At 36.7% G+C, this 18301-nt stretch carries 18 protein-coding genes and 3 pseudogenes; 11 read left to right on the top strand and 10 right to left on the bottom strand.

Annotated elements, in window-relative coordinates:
* Nucleotides 1-9 precede the first annotated feature (9 nt).
* The 3 genes from LA754_RS03025 (at nucleotide 10) to LA754_RS03015 (ending at nucleotide 931) form a co-directional block, all read left to right on the top strand.
* Nucleotides 10-162, top strand: coding sequence for a hypothetical protein (locus LA754_RS03025; RefSeq protein WP_186811187.1), 153 nt, complete (start codon nucleotides 10-12; stop codon nucleotides 160-162).
* On the top strand, nucleotides 143-442 hold the full coding sequence (locus LA754_RS03020; RefSeq protein ID WP_077188096.1) for a type II toxin-antitoxin system RelE family toxin: 300 nt from the start codon (nucleotides 143-145) through the stop codon (nucleotides 440-442). The genes LA754_RS03025 and LA754_RS03020 overlap by 20 nt, the downstream gene beginning before the upstream one ends.
* Before the next feature lie 333 nt (nucleotides 443-775).
* Entirely contained in the window at nucleotides 776-931 is a 156-nt protein-coding gene (locus tag LA754_RS03015; RefSeq protein WP_167347043.1) for a hypothetical protein, read from the top strand.
* A 178-nt stretch (nucleotides 932-1109) separates the two neighbouring features.
* Here LA754_RS03015 and LA754_RS03010 read toward each other — a convergent pair.
* Nucleotides 1110-1988: pseudogene (locus LA754_RS03010) on the bottom strand (IS66-like element ISWen3 family transposase); the annotation flags it as partial.
* A gap of 85 nt (nucleotides 1989-2073) precedes the next feature.
* On the opposite strand from LA754_RS03010, the gene tnpA (LA754_RS03005) reads away from it, so the two are divergent.
* Complete coding sequence (gene tnpA / locus LA754_RS03005; protein ID WP_006279552.1) at nucleotides 2074-2511, top strand: IS200/IS605 family transposase; 438 nt, start codon at nucleotides 2074-2076, stop codon at nucleotides 2509-2511.
* 63 nt (nucleotides 2512-2574) lie between these two features.
* Here tnpA (LA754_RS03005) and LA754_RS03000 read toward each other — a convergent pair.
* From LA754_RS03000 to LA754_RS02980, 5 genes and pseudogenes are all read right to left on the bottom strand, one after another.
* Nucleotides 2575-3084, bottom strand: a pseudogene (locus LA754_RS03000) (DUF6444 domain-containing protein); the annotation flags it as partial.
* A gap of 447 nt (nucleotides 3085-3531) precedes the next feature.
* A complete protein-coding gene (locus tag LA754_RS02995; protein WP_457923717.1) occupies nucleotides 3532-4827 on the bottom strand; it encodes a Na+/H+ antiporter NhaC family protein in 1296 nt (431 codons plus the stop codon).
* Nucleotides 4828-4971: 144 nt separating this feature from the next.
* Nucleotides 4972-5409: an IS200/IS605 family transposase gene (gene tnpA, locus LA754_RS02990; protein ID WP_006279552.1), complete on the bottom strand. Its 438-nt coding sequence runs from the start codon at nucleotides 5407-5409 to the stop codon at nucleotides 4972-4974.
* 1116 nt (nucleotides 5410-6525) lie between these two features.
* The gene (gene ccmA, locus LA754_RS02985; RefSeq protein WP_006279892.1) at nucleotides 6526-7149 is read right to left on the bottom strand and encodes a heme ABC exporter ATP-binding protein CcmA; all 624 of its coding nucleotides are present in this window, start codon (nucleotides 7147-7149) and stop codon (nucleotides 6526-6528) included.
* 3 nt (nucleotides 7150-7152) lie between these two features.
* Nucleotides 7153-7584: a hypothetical protein gene (locus LA754_RS02980; protein WP_006279891.1), complete on the bottom strand. Its 432-nt coding sequence runs from the start codon at nucleotides 7582-7584 to the stop codon at nucleotides 7153-7155.
* A gap of 196 nt (nucleotides 7585-7780) precedes the next feature.
* Between LA754_RS02980 and aspS the strand changes: the two genes are divergently transcribed.
* Both aspS and LA754_RS02970 read left to right on the top strand, forming a co-directional pair.
* Complete coding sequence (aspS, locus tag LA754_RS02975; RefSeq protein WP_006279890.1) at nucleotides 7781-9583, top strand: aspartate--tRNA ligase; 1803 nt, start codon at nucleotides 7781-7783, stop codon at nucleotides 9581-9583.
* A 61-nt stretch (nucleotides 9584-9644) separates the two neighbouring features.
* Nucleotides 9645-10907 (top strand): MFS transporter, encoded by a 1263-nt coding sequence (locus LA754_RS02970; protein ID WP_006279889.1) that lies wholly within the window; start codon nucleotides 9645-9647, stop codon nucleotides 10905-10907.
* 7 nt (nucleotides 10908-10914) lie between these two features.
* Here LA754_RS02970 and LA754_RS02965 read toward each other — a convergent pair whose 3' ends face one another.
* Together LA754_RS02965 and pdhA are read right to left on the bottom strand one after the other, a co-directional pair.
* Nucleotides 10915-11838, bottom strand: a complete 924-nt coding sequence (locus LA754_RS02965; protein ID WP_006279888.1) for an RluA family pseudouridine synthase — start codon at nucleotides 11836-11838, stop codon at nucleotides 10915-10917.
* Nucleotides 11839-12246: 408 nt separating this feature from the next.
* Nucleotides 12247-13227 carry a pyruvate dehydrogenase (acetyl-transferring) E1 component subunit alpha gene (gene pdhA, locus LA754_RS02960; protein ID WP_006279887.1) on the bottom strand — a complete coding sequence of 327 codons (981 nt, stop codon included), beginning with the start codon at nucleotides 13225-13227 and terminating at the stop codon, nucleotides 12247-12249.
* 55 nt (nucleotides 13228-13282) lie between these two features.
* On the opposite strand from pdhA, the gene hemJ reads away from it, so the two are divergent.
* The 3 genes from hemJ (at nucleotide 13283) to tnpA (LA754_RS02945) (ending at nucleotide 14829) form a co-directional block, all read left to right on the top strand.
* A complete protein-coding gene (hemJ, locus tag LA754_RS02955; RefSeq protein WP_006279885.1) occupies nucleotides 13283-13711 on the top strand; it encodes a protoporphyrinogen oxidase HemJ in 429 nt (142 codons plus the stop codon).
* 88 nt (nucleotides 13712-13799) lie between these two features.
* Entirely contained in the window at nucleotides 13800-14237 is a 438-nt protein-coding gene (gene tnpA, locus LA754_RS02950) for an IS200/IS605 family transposase (protein ID WP_006279602.1), read from the top strand.
* A gap of 154 nt (nucleotides 14238-14391) precedes the next feature.
* On the top strand, nucleotides 14392-14829 hold the full coding sequence (gene tnpA, locus LA754_RS02945) for an IS200/IS605 family transposase (RefSeq protein ID WP_006279552.1): 438 nt from the start codon (nucleotides 14392-14394) through the stop codon (nucleotides 14827-14829).
* A gap of 2 nt (nucleotides 14830-14831) precedes the next feature.
* On the opposite strand, the gene LA754_RS02940 is transcribed toward tnpA (LA754_RS02945), so the two are convergent.
* Nucleotides 14832-15029: a hypothetical protein gene (locus LA754_RS02940; RefSeq protein WP_457923716.1), complete on the bottom strand. Its 198-nt coding sequence runs from the start codon at nucleotides 15027-15029 to the stop codon at nucleotides 14832-14834.
* A 33-nt stretch (nucleotides 15030-15062) separates the two neighbouring features.
* Nucleotides 15063-16011, bottom strand: a pseudogene (locus tag LA754_RS02935) (IS5 family transposase).
* A 72-nt stretch (nucleotides 16012-16083) separates the two neighbouring features.
* Between LA754_RS02935 and LA754_RS02930 the strand changes: the two are divergent.
* Together LA754_RS02930 and miaB are read left to right on the top strand one after the other, a co-directional pair.
* Nucleotides 16084-16338 carry a hypothetical protein gene (locus tag LA754_RS02930; protein WP_006279601.1) on the top strand — a complete coding sequence of 85 codons (255 nt, stop codon included), beginning with the start codon at nucleotides 16084-16086 and terminating at the stop codon, nucleotides 16336-16338.
* Between the two features lie 550 nt (nucleotides 16339-16888).
* A complete protein-coding gene (gene miaB / locus LA754_RS02925) occupies nucleotides 16889-18208 on the top strand; it encodes a tRNA (N6-isopentenyl adenosine(37)-C2)-methylthiotransferase MiaB (protein ID WP_006279599.1) in 1320 nt (439 codons plus the stop codon).
* The last annotated feature ends 93 nt before the right edge of the window (nucleotides 18209-18301 follow it).

The following is an 18301-nucleotide window of genomic DNA, read 5'->3' as shown; positions in this document are numbered from 1 at the left end:
CTTACAGAAATGGCAGAGACTCAAAATAAAACTATTCCTGAAGTTTTAGTAGATTTAGTGGAAGAAGAGTTCGAAGAAGATGTAGAGCTATCCAAAATAGCTGACGATCGCTTCTCTGAAGGTGAAGAAGAAGTAGAGGATGATGAAAACATCTGGAAATAAAACTTACACTATAAAATTCTTAAAAAATGTTATTGAAAAAGAAATTCCAGCTCTTCCGGCAAAGATTAAATTAATGGTTCAGGAGGCCATAAAGAAACGCCTTACAGTTGATCCTTTTAATCTAGGAAAGCCTTTATGTCATAGCTTTAGAGGGCAATATAGGATAAGGGTTAGCAACTACTGTATAATTTACAGCATAAATCATTCAGAGCGCAGAGTACTTATTACTGCAGTGGGGCATAGAAAAAACATTTACAAACACAGGAGATTACACAATTAAAAATATAAGAAGACAACTTAAACCTTACCGCTGCAACTTGTCCAAGCCTTAGCACACGTCATCGCTTCTGGACTTTCTATCTTTAATATAGAGCCGTTAGAAGAAATGAGTTGATTTTTTTTGTTACAATATGTAATGATCAAAATATTATTCAAAGTAGGGTAAAGTTATGACAATCAGTTTTAGGGAGTATTCAACTGTATTCACTGAAGTTGCGGAACAGACAGATTTAAATGGAAATAACATAATTGAAAGAATAAAAGGGCATTAGCATAGATCCCGCTAACAAGCAGCGGGATGACGGTTGTCAGGGTGTCAGGCTAGTACCTTCTCTTGTCATCCCAGTGCCCAGACACTGGGATCCAGAAAAGTTTGCTTGTTCACAAGCAAACTAGCATGGAAAGTGGTTACAACATTTTCGATGAGATTATATGGAAAACTGTATTCCAGTGTCAAGCACTGGAATACATCACAGGGGCACTGGAATGACACCCTTTACGGGCTCTTAAATTGTAACTATAAATGTTTAAGAAATTTACCAAATAAAAAAAAGGCAAAAGAAGCCCCATGGTGGTTGGCTATTTACTATGTACTAAAATATCGGCGTTTTTTTTATTCTAAAACGCTTGATTAAGAGCGATTTAGCGTATCCGTTCAGGAGAGTGGTTTAAGAAACAATAGATAGGAGATTTTGGAAAGGATTGAGACCCCTTTGTTTCCAAGTTAAGTATAATGAAATTATCCGCTCAAGGAATGTATTTCCCCGCTTTGATTGTGTAAAATATGAGTTTTTGCGATAAACGACATAATGCCGAATTTGCCGTTCAGCGTGGTTATTTGTCAGCGGAATATTTTCTGGGTCATCTAAAAATTTCCACATCATTCTTTCAGATCTTAGAACATTTTTTGCAACTCGAGAGGCTCCAATTGCTTCAGGTAAACGAGATATCTCCTTCAAGTAATACTTTGTACGTTTTCTTAATTTTCTGGCACGTCTGACAAACCTCAAAACATCTATCTCACTTTTTAGTAAAGCTTTTTTTAGTGCAAATAATTCAGTGGCCACGTTTCTCAAGTAACAACCCAGAACTTTAACTTCAATATTCCAACTATGTGCTAATCTTTCAAAATCTCTTGATAAATGTGCCCAACAGATTTGCCTGTTTTTATCGGCAAAATAATTGTATGCTGCATACCTGTCAGTTATTACCAAGCTATTGCGATTGCAGAATTTACTATTTTGTAAAACTTTCATTCCTCTTGACTCTGTAAATTTTACAAAACTTGCCGTATTGCTTGCAAACATCCAACACCAAGCGAGTTTACCTTTGTTATAATGGCTCGTTTCATCAATATGTAGAACTTTACTCCTACTTATCTCTTGTTCGATCTGCTCATACATTTTTTTGCATTTTGAAGCAACTCTATGTTCACTACTTGATATGCTACCGACGCTTATGTTCAAATTGAAGATATCATTTACGACACTCGCTATTTCGCGTTTTGAATTTTTGTAGAATCCGCTGAACGCTGCAATTATTGACTTTCCATAAGATGGTACAAGCCTCCACCTTCTAGGTGGAGAAACTTTAGTTTGTCAATGTCATAACTGTACTTTACAAAGTATAGTTATGACGGAATATGACAAAGGAAAACACACTGTATTTTATCATAGGTACCATATAGTCTGGATTACAAAATATCGGTACAGAGTATTAACTAAGGCTATGAAGGAGAGAATACGAACAATCATAGCAGAAGTATCTGAAGAAATGGGGATTAAGATAGAAAACGGAGTAATATCATCAGATCATTTACATTTATTCGTAGTAATACCTCCTCATATAGCTGTGAGTGATTTTGTTCAAAGAGCCAAAGGCAGGTCTTCACGCAAAGTTCAACAAGAATTTCCAGAGCTAAATAAAATGTACTGGGGAAAGCGTTTTTGGGGAAGAGGATACTTTAGTGCTACCAGCGGACATATCACAGATGAAGTCATTAATGAGTACATCAATAAACATACAGATGCACATCAGCCTCATTCTATATCTAGTATAAGATTGGAGTAGCTTTAGCTTCTCATCGCGCTTCCAGCGCTATATCCAACCTTTCGGCTCTCAGCCGATAGTGGTTGAGTTAACCCTTGGACCAAATGTATTTGGCGTAACACCTTCCGGTAACTTGCTACTTCTTCTCTTTCCGCATCTCCGACAACGGCCATGTTCTAACTGATATTCCACTACATAAGGCTTGATTTCTGGAAGATCAACTTTCTGATGAATATATGGTTTTTCACATATTGCAATTTCTCCTCCGCATTCGCAAGTATTAGGCAACTCTATCTTTACTACTTTATCTGCATCCATGTTGGCGCGAAAACTTCCTTTATGACCAACCTGACCGCCAATATTCCTTTCGCTTTTCGGCTTATTCTTTTTTATTTTATACAACTCTTTGGAACTTGGTATTGATGAATTTTTTGAGCTTAAACCGAGTCTTTCTCTTAACTCAGCATTTTCTATCTTTAAAGCCTTATTTTCTGCTTTTAAACTTTCATTCTCTTTTTCCAATCTTTCTATTTTTGCTTCTAACCTTTCTATTTTTTGCTGTAAATTTTTGCAAAGTTCTAAAAGGTTTACCATATTATTTCACTTTTGCTCTATGATTATCTTTTTAGATCACCTTGTCTACCTTATTCTGCCACTCCGCTTAACGGATACGATTTAGCTGCTTTTAACTTGCAACTAACCTACACCGCAAGTGTTTAAGAAATTTACTAAGCAGGAAAAAAGGCAAAGAAACCCCGTAGTAGCTAGCATTCAAATTCTCCCTTGTCAATTTGACGTTTTTTGCTGTCTTAAACGCTTTGTAAGCGCGTTTCGGCTTATATAGATAAAAACCTAAAAATTTTTAAAGACATGCGATGCACGTAGTGCGAAAAATTAAACATGAGACGCCAAATACCCTAAGTTTTTTGTCATTAACCTGCACAGATTGCGAAGATAAATAAATAGCTTCAGTTTCATGATAAGGTGGTTGGCGAAGGGTGTCAAGTAATTCCGTTCCTTATGGGTAAAAAAAGAGAAACTCTAAGTTGCAGCCGCACAATGTTTCCCTTTTCTGCTGTTGATGATTATTTCGCCTATTGTAACTGCCGCTAGAATAAAGCAATAATATACCTGTGTTAATAAAGAAATAGGTGATACAAAAGCTATACTCCCTGCTAGCAATAGTTGGGAACCATAAGGTAAGATACCTTTTGTAGCACAAGCAAAAACATCTAATAAGTATGCGCTGCGATGTGGCGCAATACTGTGTTTTTGTGCAAGCCTTTTTGCAATGCCACCACTTAGTAAAATAGCAATGGTATTATTGGCAACTAAGGTAGTAAACATAGACGCAATTCCTGCTATCACAAATTCAGCTTTAGTTTTTGTGATATTGCTTTCATCGATGAGTTTATGCAACGCTTTTTGACCTTGCTTGTACATTATATGGCTCAATCCACCGATAAATAGAGCAAATATCACTATTTCGTTTACTTTTTTGAAACCGTCATACACGTCATGAGGAAATTGAATGATAGCATAGTCAAAAAAAGTTATTCCTAGCACACCAGCAATAATTATGTTTATAGTTATTGTTACTAAAGTGGCGACTTCAAGCAGCCCCATGATTATTAAAGAAATGTAAGGAATAATTTTTATTATAGAATAATAATCTAAATTTGATATAGAAATAATTTTTGTACTATTTGAGGCAACTGCTAGGTAGATGAGTGTTATAATGCTGGCAATAAGTGCAACTTTAGAGTTCATTTTAAGTTTATCTTTTGCTGAAGCTTCCTGTGAAGAAACAGATGCAATGGTGGTATCAGATATCATCGAAAGGTTATCGCCAAACACGGCACCACCTACTACAGTTGCAGTTCCTATTTCGAGACCAAAAGCTCCACTTTTTGCCAGATTAACAGCTATAGGTACCATCAGCGCAACAACTCCCATAGATGTGCCAATTGCAGTTGAAATAAAAGCAGAAGCCAAAAATACTCCAGGCAGCAGTAATCTTGCTGGAAGGAAATTAAGAATTAAATTAGCAATAGTGTCTGCGCTACCGATTGATTGAGTCACCGCAGAAAATGCTCCAGAAAATAAAAAAATTAAACACATAGTAAGGGTGTTTTTGTCACCCATGCCCTTGATAACAGTATCGATGTTATGCTGAATTTTATTTGTACCACGTGAGACAGCAAAAAATAGTGCTGGTAATAAGCAGATTACTGGTGAAACCTGATGAAGTGGATTATCAGTTCCGATAAAAGAAAAATAAGCACCACTTCCAAGATACAAGATTAAAAAAATAATCAAGGGGACAAAAGCTGTCATTTTACTGTACCTAAACTTATAACTATAACTAATTAAGTGGTTTTAAGCAAGTTTGGTTTTCACTAGTTCTACAGGAACTCAACCACTATCGGCTGAGAGCCGAAAGGTTGGATATAGCGCTGGAAGCGCGATGAGAAGCTAAAGCTACTCCAATCTTATACTAGATATAGAATGAGGCTGATGTGCATCTGTATGTTTATTGATGTACTCATTAATGACTTCATCTGTGATATGTCCGCTGGTAGCACTAAAGTATCCTCTTCCCCAAAAACGCTTTCCCCAGTACATTTTATTTAGCTCTGGAAATTCTTGTTGAACTTTGCGTGAAGACCTGCCTTTGGCTCTTTGAACAAAATCACTCACAGCTATATGAGGAGGTATTACTACGAATAAATGTAAATGATCTGATGATATTACTCCGTTTTCTATCTTAATCCCCATTTCTTCAGATACTTCTGCTATGATTGTTCGTATTCTCTCCTTCATAGCCTTAGTTAATACTCTGTACCGATATTTTGTAATCCAGACTATATGGTACCTATGATAAAATACAGTGTGTTTTCCTTTGTCATATTCCGTCATAACTATACTTTATAAAGTACAGTTATGACATTGACAAACTAAAGTTTCTCCACCTAGAAGGTGGAGGCTTGTACCATCTTACGGAAAGTCAATAGCAGAGTTTTAAACTTCATATTTAATCTACTAAATAAATAGCACATGTAGCTTATTGCTTGACAATAGGATCTAATTGTTGTCTAGATTCCAGCATCACGCGCACAACTGTACGAACATTTGTTTGCGAAGAAATGTTATAGCTGGTTTTGCTTCAAACACAAAGATATCATCCGAGTAGCTGAATACTTGGATCCAGAAAATTTTGCTGCGAGTAAGCAAATTTGTTTGGTGAGCATAGAAAGTGGAATGTGTAAGCGCAGCCTCAACAGGTTGTCATCCAAGTAGCTGACTACTTGGATCCAGCTGAGTTGGTGAGTATAAAAGTATAGCTAACGCGAGCTCTACGTCATACCGCCGCAGAATAATTAACCGTCATACCGCGATTCATTCGCAGTATCCCTTTGCGGTATCCCTTAGCCGCTAACAAGCAGCGGGATGACGAGCTTATCGTCACGCCGCCACGAACCGTCATACCGCCGCGGCGCTAACAAGAGATCCCGCTAACACGTAGCGGGATGACGGTTGTCGTTTAGCCATAAACATTAAGGAATTTACCAAATGAAAAAAAAGGCAAAAGAAGCCCCGTGGTTGGCTAATTACTTACATTATACTTTCAAGTATGGCGTTTTTTTATTCTAAACGCTTAATAACCGCGATTTAGCTGCTTTTTAATGCAACTAACCTTCAGTCATAAATGTTTAAGAAATTTACTAAACAGAAAAAAAGGCAAAAGAAACCCTAGGGTAGCTAATTATTCACTATCCATTTTTTAAGTTGGCGTTTTTTGATGTTTTAAATGCTTTATAAGCGTATTTCAGCTTGTATAGGTAAAAACCTAGAAATTTGATAAAGACATAGAGTGCACATAGTGCAAAAAATTAAACATGAGACGCCAGATACGTGAGTTTTTTTGTCATTTAATCTGTACAGAGAAGATAAATAAATAGCTTCAGTTTCATGATAAGGAGGCTGGCGGAGTTTGTCAAGTAAGTTTTTATTTCTAGCGGTTGTTGCCAAAAACTATACAAGAAGTCTATTGAAATCGCGTATATCAATCGTTGTAAAATCACACAATTGCTCTGTAGAGCTATGCCCTGTAATAATTACTATACCATTTTGCTCAGAGCGTATTGAGATTAGGTTCAGCACTAATTCACACGTTGCACTATCAAGATTACAAAATGGTTCATCTATCAGCCAAACGCTTGCATTAGAAATCAAGAGGCGAGCAAGTGCAACTCTTCTTCTCCAGCCTGCAGAAAGTTCGCCATATCTAATATTAAGTACAGGCTGCAACTGCAAACAACAAATAGCTGCCACAATCAGTTCTCTAGTATTTCGTATTCCTGCCCAGAATTCTACGTTTTGAGCAACAGTTAAGCTGTCCTTGCAGGCATTCTTATGGCCTATATAGACCATAGAAGATATATAGGATTTTGGATCATCATATATATCTTTTCCGCAGTGCCTTATATTGCCTGATACCGGCGGTAAAAGTCCAGATAAACTTCTAATTAAGCTGGTTTTACCACTACCATTTGGACCAGTGATTAGAATCTTTGATTTTAGCTCAGCTTTAAAACTGAGATTTTTAAATAATACTTTGTTATTACGAGCGCAGGATAAATTTTCACATTCAAGCATGGATTATCTGCCCTTCCCCTTATGTTTACCTTGAGTTGAAGCCTGAGCTTTAACAAACAGCTCCCAAAATCCTTTCTGTCCGCCTTCTCTATGTATCAATTGTGCAAAACGCTGCATTAAACCATTACCCATCATAACCATCTTTGTCCATTTACCTACCGGTTTTGCTATGTCAACTATTTCTGGATCTTCTTTATAAACTTGCACATCTTTTTGTTTCTCGCGTAGCGTTTCTTGTTGTTTCAGCAACTCTTTTTGCTTATTTTTTTGATATAATTCATTGAATTTTCTGTCTTCTTCCCACTCTTCTTTAAAAACTTTTCTAGGAAATATGATTTTTCTAATGCGATTTTTGTATATTTTTCTCAAAAAGAGAAATACTGCAGCTACAGCAAGTAATGTTACGCTATATAATATGATCTGTGTAAGTGGCATTTCCTGTATCTAATTCATTAAAAATACCCTTGCTATTATACCATAATTATAGAAATTGTGCAATTTTTTTGCGGGTAAAGACAATATAAAAGCAGTACTGCTCTATTTCGAAAATTGCGCAAATATCTGACGAACGGGCTTGTATGTAATAAGGTTTATTTCTATACTTCTTAAAGAATTTAGAAGTAAAACAAATATGAACTGCTGTAAAACTCATACGTGCAATGAACTGAGGAAGAACGACGTAGAAAAGGAAGTTACCCTTTCTGGATGGTTATATCGTAAGCGCGACCATGGTAACCTAATTTTTGTTGATTTAAGGGACTTCTACGGAATCACTCAGCTAGTATTTAATAATGACAAAGACTTTTTTGATGAGATATCAAATTTAAAATTGGAGAGTGTAATTACTGTTACAGGAATAGTTGAAGCTAGAACTGAAGATACGGTAAACAGCTCTATTTCTACCGGAGAAATCGAGGTGATAGTCAACAATTTGCGCGTTGAGTCGGAAGTTGAGTTCCACTTTGATGAAGAAATAGCAAAAGAAGAAAGAAGTATATTGGCAAGCATTACCGGCGAGCAAGAATACCCAGAAAACATGAGATTTAAATATCGATTTCTTGACTTAAGACGTGAAAAAGTCCGCAACAATATTATTTTGCGCTCACAAATTATTGCAGAGCTCCGCAAGCTCATGATAGAGCGAGGATTTTTAGAGATTCAAACTCCAATACTCACTGCTTCCTCTCCTGAAGGAGCACGCGACTACCTAGTGCCAAGCAGGCTAAATCCTGGCAAGTTCTATGCATTGCCACAAGCTCCGCAGATTTTCAAACAGTTGCTCATGGTCTCAGGGTTTGATAAATATTTCCAAATCGCACCGTGTTTTCGTGATGAAGATGCAAGGGCTGACCGCTCTCCTGGGGAATTTTACCAGCTAGACCTTGAAATGTCTTTTGTGACTCAAGAGGACATATTTGACGTTATTGAATCTGCTTTATATAAAGTGTTCGCCAAATTTTCTCGCAAGTCTGTCGATAAAGATTTTCCACGCATTACATACAAAGAGGCAATGCTTAAGTATGGTTCTGACAAGCCAGATTTGCGTAATCCACTATTAATCAGCGATGTTACAGAAATTTTCCGTGATTCAGGGTTCAATATTTTCAAAAGCAATATTGAGCGTGGTATGGTAGTGAGAGCCATCCCTGCACCTAAAACAGCAGAGGAACCACGCAGCTTCTTTGATAAAAAGATAGAACATGCGCAAAAAGAATTCGGTGCTAAGGGTCTCGGATATATAACGTTTGATAAAGATGGAACTGCGAAAGGCCCAATTGCTAAATTTCTTGATGAAAATAGGCTAAACCACATAAGAGAAGCAACAAACATAGAGCCAGGAGATAGTGTATTTTTTGCTTCTGACAAAGAGAATGAGGCGGCAAACATTGCAGGAAAAGTACGCACTCTTTTAGGGTCAGAACTCAGTCTTATAGATGATAATATCTTCAAGTTTTGTTGGATCATTGATTTTCCATATTTTGTATATGACGATAAAAGTAAAAAAATAGATTTCTTTCATAACCCATTTTCTATGCCACACGGTGGTCTGAAAGATTTAGAGGAAAAGAATCCACTCGATATCCTTGCTTACCAGTATGATCTTGTTTGCAATGGAATAGAACTATCAAGTGGGGCAATTCGCAATAACAAACTGGATATCATGTATAAAGCTTTCGCCATTGCAGGCTATAGTAAAGAAGAAGTTGATACAAAATTCGGTGCACTTGTACGTGCATTCAGATTTGGTGTTCCTCCTCATGGTGGAATAGCACCAGGGGTTGATAGAATAGTTATGCTGCTTGCTGATGAGCCAAATATTCGTGAAGTAATCTGTTTTCCTATGAACCAGCAAGGTGAAGATGTTCTAATGGGTGCTCCTTCCAAGGTGGAGGATAAGCATTTACGTGAATTATCCTTGAAGGTTATTGAATGAAAAATTTTATAGCAAGGAGCACCGGTTAATGATATATTAGGTTATGTTAAATTGAAAGACCATGAATAATATCCAAAAAGCAATACTATCGGGCATGATCTGTAACATGATTGTGTGGTATGAACTCACTCTTTTTGGAGTATTAACAGATACAATCATCAACGTTTTTTTCCCATCAGAAGATCATTATTTGAGTACACTCAAATTCCTTGGTGTTTTTGCAATTGGTTTTGCGTTTAGACCAATTGGTGCAGTAATTTTTGGTTATATGGGAGATAAGTATGGCAGAAGAAAGACTTTACTTACTTCAGTAATATTAATTTCAATATCATCCACAATTATGGGAATTATACCTGGGTATAAAGAAATAGGGTTGCTTTCACCTGTATTGCTTGTGTTTTGTAGAATAGTGCAAGGAATAACTGCAGGAGGTGAAACAAGCATTAATACAGCATTTACGATAGAGCATTCAAAAGATAAAAAAAATCTAGGTTTCTTAGGAAGTATGAAGCCCTTTGGCGGAGCCCTTGGAACGCTCTTATGCATAACAATGATATTTATCTGCAAAAGAGTTACAGGTGAGAACTATGAAATATGGGGATGGAAGTTGCTTTTTTATTTTTGCTTTTTTTTGGGGACAATAGGTTTTTTAACTAGGTACATATTAAAAGAAAGCTTAGCATATAAAACTAATAAGTACGCTAATAATTTAGCACATTCACCATTGTTAGAACTAGTAAGAAACTATAAAAGACCGCTTATTATTTCAATCAATCTGGGAATTGCTCAGAATGCAATTGTCTACGCAGCAATAATGTTTTATAATATATCAATAAAAGAGCTAGTTATTTTATCTATTAGTGTTAAAGATTTAATGAGGATAGTAGTACAGGTTGTATTTGCAGCATCTGCGGTACTTTTTTCAATTTCATCTGATAAAGTTGGAAGAAAACGCGTAATGATTCCTGTACTGATTATGCTATCTCTGATTGGTACATGTGTATTACCATTATTATCTTCCGTTAACCACTATGTCGTAATAATAACTTACTTATTGATTACTATACCAGTAGGTGCATCTTTTGGAATATATGGCTCTGTTATTTGTGAACTGTTTCCAACAAAAGTAAGATGCACTGGCGTAAGCTTAGCAAATAATATATCTGCAGGAATTTTTGGTGGCCTTTCTCCATACATATGCATGTGGCTTATAGAAAAAACCGAAACAAAACTTGCAGCAGGCATTTATCTTACTGCCTGCGCATTAATTAGCCTAATATCTGTGCTTCAAATTAAAGCCAAAGACAGAAAAGTTGATTGGTGAAATCGTTTCAGTCGAAAAATAGCGCTTCAATGGATTTTTCGATGTGTTTAGTGATAGGAGCGGTGATAGTGATTTCTTTATTGTTTGGCAGTTTTAAAGATAAAGAATGCGAATGAAGGTGAATTTTATTTGCTATCCCATCAATAAAAGCTTTTTTACCACCATATTTACCGTCACCAAGAATAGGGCAATTTATATGAGCTAAATGTGCACGTAACTGATGGGTTCTGCCGGTAATTGGTTGTAATTTTAAATAAGCAACATTGTGTTTGGATTTTGCTATAATTGAAAAATGCGTAGTGGCATTCTGAGGTGAATTTTCATCAACGACCACTTTTTCTTGACCTGAAACATATTTTTTCACCAATGGATAGTCTATTGTTCCACTATCCTTGCTCGGTATGCCAGAAGTTAATGCTAAATAAGTCTTTTTTACTCTTCGTCCTTTAAATTCTTCCATAAGGTATCTGGCAACATTAGCGTTGCGTGCGAATATTATCACTCCACTCGTATCTCTATCTAGCCTATGGACAATTTTAAATGTTTCTCCCTCTCTTATTTGGTCAAGCAAATCACTCATGCTAATCTTTACTTTTACGCCACCTTGAACGATGACCCCTGCGGGTTTGTTTATAGCTAGTATATATTCGTCTTCATATAATATGTTCTCTCTTAGTAGATTCACTAACTTTTCATTATATTTGCGATCAGAATTAGCGTTTTCAATATAATTCAAGTGCTTCAGCGTTATAGTTTGCCCAGAATTTACTCTATCACTGGACTTTGCTTTGCAATCATCAACTTTGATTAATCCTTTCCTTAAAGATTTTTCAATTACAGATTGCTTTAGATCAGGAAAGATTCTTCTGATGTACCTATCCAGCCTCACGTTATCGTCTTCTATTAATATGGTTTTTATACTTTGTAGCATTCCATTATTTATAATGAATATCTAGTGAAATGTCAATTATTGGTGTCATTCCAGTGTCAAGCACTGGAATGACACCGAAGGGGCTACTGCCGTCATAAAGGAACCAGTGTCAGCTACTCGGATGACAGGAGAAGGAGACTACTGAGATGACAGCTAGCCTGACAACCGTCATCCCGCTGCTTGTTAGCGGGATCTAGAGATACCGCGAATGAATCGCGGTATGACGGTTCGCGGCGGCATGACGTAGAGCTTGCGTTAGCTATACTTTTATACTCACCAACTCAGCTGGATCCAAGTAGTCGGAGCACTGGGATGACAAAAAAAGGAGGGCACTTGGATGACGGGAGAAGGAGCTATTTGGATGACATCGTTTACTATACAATGTTTGTACAGTTCTGGATAAAAAAATTAGCTAACAAATTTATAAACATCAGTATACAGCTCATCAACGCTTGGTTCTTTACTATTTTTGGCAAAATCTTCCGACTTTTTTACTAAATCACGTATTTCCTTATCAATTACTTTGCACTCTTCTTCTGAAGCCATTTTATTATCTGTCATGTATTTCTTTAAAGTGCTTATAGGGTCATGATTTTGCTTCATATCTTCAACTTCTTCTTTTAAGCGATAAGTAGCAGGATCTGACATTGAGTGACCGCGATATCGATATGTCTTCATTTCAAGCAGGATAGGCCCTTTTCCGCTGCGTGTGTGTTCCGCTGCTTCGCTTGTAGCCTCATAAACAGAGAAAAAATCCATTCCATCAACTTGTTTTCCAGGAATACCAAAACTTTCTCCTCTTTTATATAACTCTGTTACTAAAGTTGATCTTTGCACGGAGGTTCCCATTGCGTATTCATTATTTTCTATGATGTAAACCACAGGCAACTCCCACAAAGATGCCATATTAAACGATTCATATACTTGTCCTTGATTTGCAGCACCGTCGCCAAAATATGTAAATACCACATTATCTTTTTTCTTATATTTATTAGCAAATGCTATTCCTGTGCCAATTGGAACTTGTGCTCCCACTATTCCATGCCCGCCGAAGAATTTTTTTTCAACGTCAAATACGTGCATCGAACCACCTTTACCTTTCGAGCATCCTGTTTCTTTGCCGGTAAGCTCTGCCATTACAACATTTGGATCAGAATCACATGCGAGCATTAAGCCATGGTCTCTATAACTTGTGATAAAAGCGTCACCTAATTTTGATGCAGCTTGAGTTCCAACTGCAACTGCTTCTTGTCCTATTGATAGGTGACAGAACCCGCCTATTAATCCCATCCCATATAATTGTCCTGCTTTTTCCTCAAATCTGCGTATGAGTAGCATTTTCCTGTAGAATCCAATTATCTGTTCTTTAGTGAAATTTTCTGCTTTCATATCGATTTCTTTTTCATTAAACTAACACAATACCAGGAATTTTAAATTTTTGCTAATGAACTATTACCACTGGCTTGAGGCTTTTCATGTTATCTCTGTTATCATGTGGATGGCAGGTATGCTTTATTTACCCAGGCTTTATGTCTACCATGCAACTGTAAAACCGGGATCGGAAAATGATAGCTTGCTTCAAACAATGGAAAAGAGGCTACTTAGACATATCATAAACCCTGCAATGCTTTTCTCACTTGGTCTTGGAATTACACTAATGGTTATTAGGGAAGCATATCGTGAAGGATGGTTTCATGTAAAAGCATTTGCAATACTTTTGATGTTAATTATTCATATGCTACTTGCAAAATATAGGAAAAATTTTGCAATGGGTTCGAATAAGAAGTCACATATTTATTTTCGCGTTTTAAATGAAGCAGTTACAGTATTGATAATAGTTATAGTTATTATGGTTGTTGTAAAACCTTTTTGACTTTCCATAAGATGGTACAAGCCTCCACCTTCTAGGTGGAGAAACTTTAGTTTGTCAATGTCATAACTGTACTTTATAAAGTATAGTTATGACGGAATATGACAAAGGAAAACACACTGTATTTTATCATAGGTACCATATAGTCTGGATTACAAAATATCGGTACAGAGTATTAACTAAGGCTATGAAGGAGAGAGTACGAACAATCATAGCAGAAGTATCTGAAGAAATGGGGATTAAGATAGAAAACGGAGTAATATCATCAGATCATTTACATTTATTCGTAGTAATACCTCCTCATATAGCTGTGAGTGATTTTGTTCAAAGAGCCAAAGGCAGGTCTTCACGCAAAGTTCAACAAGAATTTCCAGAGCTAAATAAAATGTACTGGGGAAAGCGTTTTTGGGGAAGAGGATACTTTAGTGCTACCAGCGGACATATCACAGATGAAGTCATTAATGAGTACATCAATAAACATACAGATGCACATCAGCCTCATTCTATATCTAGTATAAGATTGGAGTAGCTTTAGCTTCTCATCGCGCTTCCAGCGCTATATCCAACCTTTCGGCTCTCAGCCGATAGTGGTTGAGTTTCCATAAGATGGTACAAGCCTCCACCTTCTAGGTGGAGAAACTTTAGTTTGTCAATGTCATAACTGTACTTTACAAAGTATAGTTATGACGGAATATGACAAAGGAAAACACACTGTATTTTATCATAGGTACCATATAGTCTGGATTACAAAATATCGGTACAGAGTATTAACTAAGGCTATGAAGGAGAGAATACGAACAATCATAGCAGAAGTATCTGAAGAAATGGGGATTAAGATAGAAAACGGAGTAATATCATCAGATCATTTACATTTATTCGTAGTAATACCTCCTCATATAGCTGTGAGTGATTTTGTTCAAAGAGCCAAAGGCAGGTCTTCACGCAAAGTTCAACAAGAATTTCCAGAGCTAAATAAAATGTACTGGGGAAAGCGTTTTTGGGGAAGAGGATACTTTAGTGCTACCAGCGGACATATCACAGATGAAGTCATTAATGAGTACATCAATAAACATACAGATGCACATCAGCCTCATTCTATATCTAGTATAAGATTGGAGTAGCTTTAGCTTCTCATCGCGCTTCCAGCGCTATATCCAACCTTTCGGCTCTCAGCCGATAGTGGTTGAGTGACCTTACCCAAAAAAAAGCAGAAAGCTCGTATCTGTTCAGATGCATGGCTAATGTACAATACTGAAATAAAAATTCCAGTGCTCCCTTTCTTGTCATCCCAGTGCGTGACACTGGGATGGCTTTGTTGCATCGCTCTTCGGATAGTAGGTAACGTACAATAAATTCATGAAGCTATCTCAAACTTAGCCATGCCTATTTCAGTAAATTTGTTAAGCAAATAACACTTGAGTAGCAGTTCCTTCTCACGATTAATTTCAGATTTGCTCCTAAAACTAAACCCAAATATTCGCTTCAACCTTGAGAAAAATCCTTCAATATACGATCTTTTTCCGTAATTTACTTCTTCTTTCCATCTTTTTATACCATTCTCACCATGTAATTTCATTAACTGAATAGCGGCATTTCTATCAAGCATATAATCCAATTTTGGATGCTCTGCTGCGTTGTTTTTCGGAGGAATTTTCGTTTTTATACCATATTGATTACACAGCTTATAGAGCTTTTCTCTGTCATATGCCCTATCTGCATATAGTACTTTTATGACATACTGAAAATCGACTTCTTTTAGCAAATCACAAGCTCCATAGTGATCAGAGTAGACACCGTTACTGTATTTTACAGCTATGGCTTTTTTGCTGTTTGTATTCAACATTACATGCAATTTTCTTGTCTGTTCATAGCTGCGATACTTTCTATCTTCGCTATTTTCTTTGCTATGACCAGGAGTGTTGTTGTATATACTAATTCCTGTACTGTCTATAGCAATTTCGATATCTTCCATATTATTTTCTGCAATCATTGATCTTAATATTGAGTTTCTTAAACCTTCTTGATGATTGTGAATAGCTGATAACTTGCAAATTTTTCCCAATTTGCTCAAGGTATCCTGCTATAAACCCAACTGTTTGCCTCAGGCCTATTCTAAATAAACAAGTTATTATGTGCACCAAAATTACAACTTTATCGCTATAAATATTGTTGCCACCTGGTATTTTTGGACCATTCTCGTACCACTTTTCTATGGCTTCGTTGATATAATGAAAAATATTTCCTCTTTTTTCTAGAAATTTGTTATATTCGCTATGGTTACTGACCCTCATTTTTTGTGGCATATTTTTTCTTTCAAGGTTAAATGGCTATTTTATAATGAATTTTGTCAGTAGCCACCAGATTTTTCAGTTGCTATGCAACAAAGCCCACTGGGATCCAGCTTTCTTTACAAATTCACCAAAAGTGCTTCATTCTATAACGCAAAACCCATACTCACCAAACTCAATGCATTACTTGCAATTAAGTTTCCTGGATGCCAGTGTCAAGCTACTCGGATGACACCATTCTTTTTCCTGGATCCCAGTGGGCTTTGTTGCATCGCTAGCTATGATGGATTAAAGATAAAAAAGATGGAGAATATCAGTAGCTTATTATTCTGGTATTTATAACAAGAACGGTCAGTGAATACCTAAATTTGAGTAAAAGAAATTTCACTACCACTCACTAATCCGGCTAAAATTCAAGAATTTCAATGCTTTAGCTATTTTCAATAGAATTAAATTTATTAATGTAAATAATAAATTACTATTCTTAAATTTGATCAGATTGATTGCAAAAAAACAAGATTTTCAATAGGTTGCTTATAATCCTAACTATAGTTAGCCTTTCATAAGTAGCGATGCAACAAAGCCATCCCAGTGTCAAGCACTGGGATGACAAGAAGAGGGCACTGCCCTCTTGGATGGAAGCCAGTGTTAGCTACTTTCATGACACCCTGACAACCGTCATCCTGCTACTTGTTAGCGGGATCTAGAGATACCGTGATGGTATGACGTAGGGGTTGCCGAGAACTTGTCATCCCAGTGCTTGACACTGGGATCCAGTTTTTCGTATAATTTTGTCAAAATCTATTGTGCTAGCAAGTTCACTAGCGTCACGCGCTGGTCTGTTAGACATTTACGTGTAGGGTGAAGAAATTTTGAAAAAGACATACCAAATATGAAAGGCCTATATATTAAAACTTACGGCTGTCAGATGAACGTTTATGACTCCGTTTTAATGGAAAATGTAATTAAACCTTTGGGGTTCAACGTTGTTAGTGATGCAGGGAAAGCCGATTTAGTGATACTGAATACTTGTCACATTAGAGAGAAGGCAGCAGAAAAACTTTACTCAGAGCTTGGGAAGATTCATTCGTTACGAAAAGAAATGACTATAGTGGTGGCTGGGTGTGTAGCGCAAGCAGAGGGAGAAGAAGTGTTCAGAAGGGCTCCTTTTGTTGATATTGTTGTTGGTCCGCAGAGTATCGCTACCTTACCGGAGCTGATAGTCAAAGCAAGCAGAAGTAAAGGTCATGTAATAAACACTGATTTTCCTGAAGTTGCAAAGTTTGATAAATTGCCAGATGAATGCTATGGCAATAGCCAGGGGTCTTCTGCGTTTCTTGCCATACAAGAGGGTTGTGATAAATTTTGTACGTTTTGTGTAGTGCCCTATACTCGTGGAGCTGAGTATTCACGGCCAGTGAATGAAATATTTCATGAAGCATTGAAATTAGTTGCAAATGGGGCAAATGAGATCAATTTGCTTGGTCAGAACGTCAATGCTTACCATGGGGAGTGCGAAGGGGAAGTGTGGGATTTAGGAAAATTAATTAGTCATATTGCTAAAATTGAAAAGCTAGAGAGGATTCGTTATACAACTTCTCATCCAAGAGATATGCATGAATCTCTCTACTTGGCACATGCGGAAGAGCCAAAGCTCATGCCGTTTGTTCACCTGCCTGTGCAGTCTGGTTCGAATAAAATATTGCACGCGATGAACAGGAAACACACTGCAGAGGAGTATTTGGAAATAATAGACAGATTTCGCAAATTGAAACCTGAAATCGAATTTTCTTCTGATTTTATTGTTGGTTTTCCTGGAGAAACCGAAAAAGATTTTGAAGAAACTATGAAATTAGTAGAAAAAGTTAGATATGCTCAGGCTTATAGTTTTAAATACAGCCCAAGACCAGGCACACCGGGAGCGGAAAGAAAAGATCAAGTACCAGAAGAGGTTAAAACAGAGCGCCTTCTTCGTTTACAGAAATTAATTAGTAAGCAACAACTTGAGTTTAACCAGAGTATGGTAGGTAAAACTATACCTGTTCTGTTTAGCGATAAAAAAGGTAAACACCAAAACCAAATTATTGGTAAAAGCCCATATATGCAATCAGTGTGCATTGATGATTCTGAAGATAAATACAGGGACAAAATAGTAAATGTGAAAGTGTTGGAAGCTCGGCAGAGTAGTTTGCTGGGGTGTGCATTTCACTGATTTTAAGCAGCGTTAAATATAAATCTTAAGCAAAGAGTATTGAAAAAATGCAATCATAATCTTTTTCAAAAGTTACAAAGTTTAATTGCTACC

The sequence above is a fragment of the Wolbachia endosymbiont of Muscidifurax uniraptor genome (genome assembly GCF_054149795.1).
Note: the sequence above shows the minus strand (reverse complement) of the source record. Positions and strands in the feature narration are given on the sequence as shown.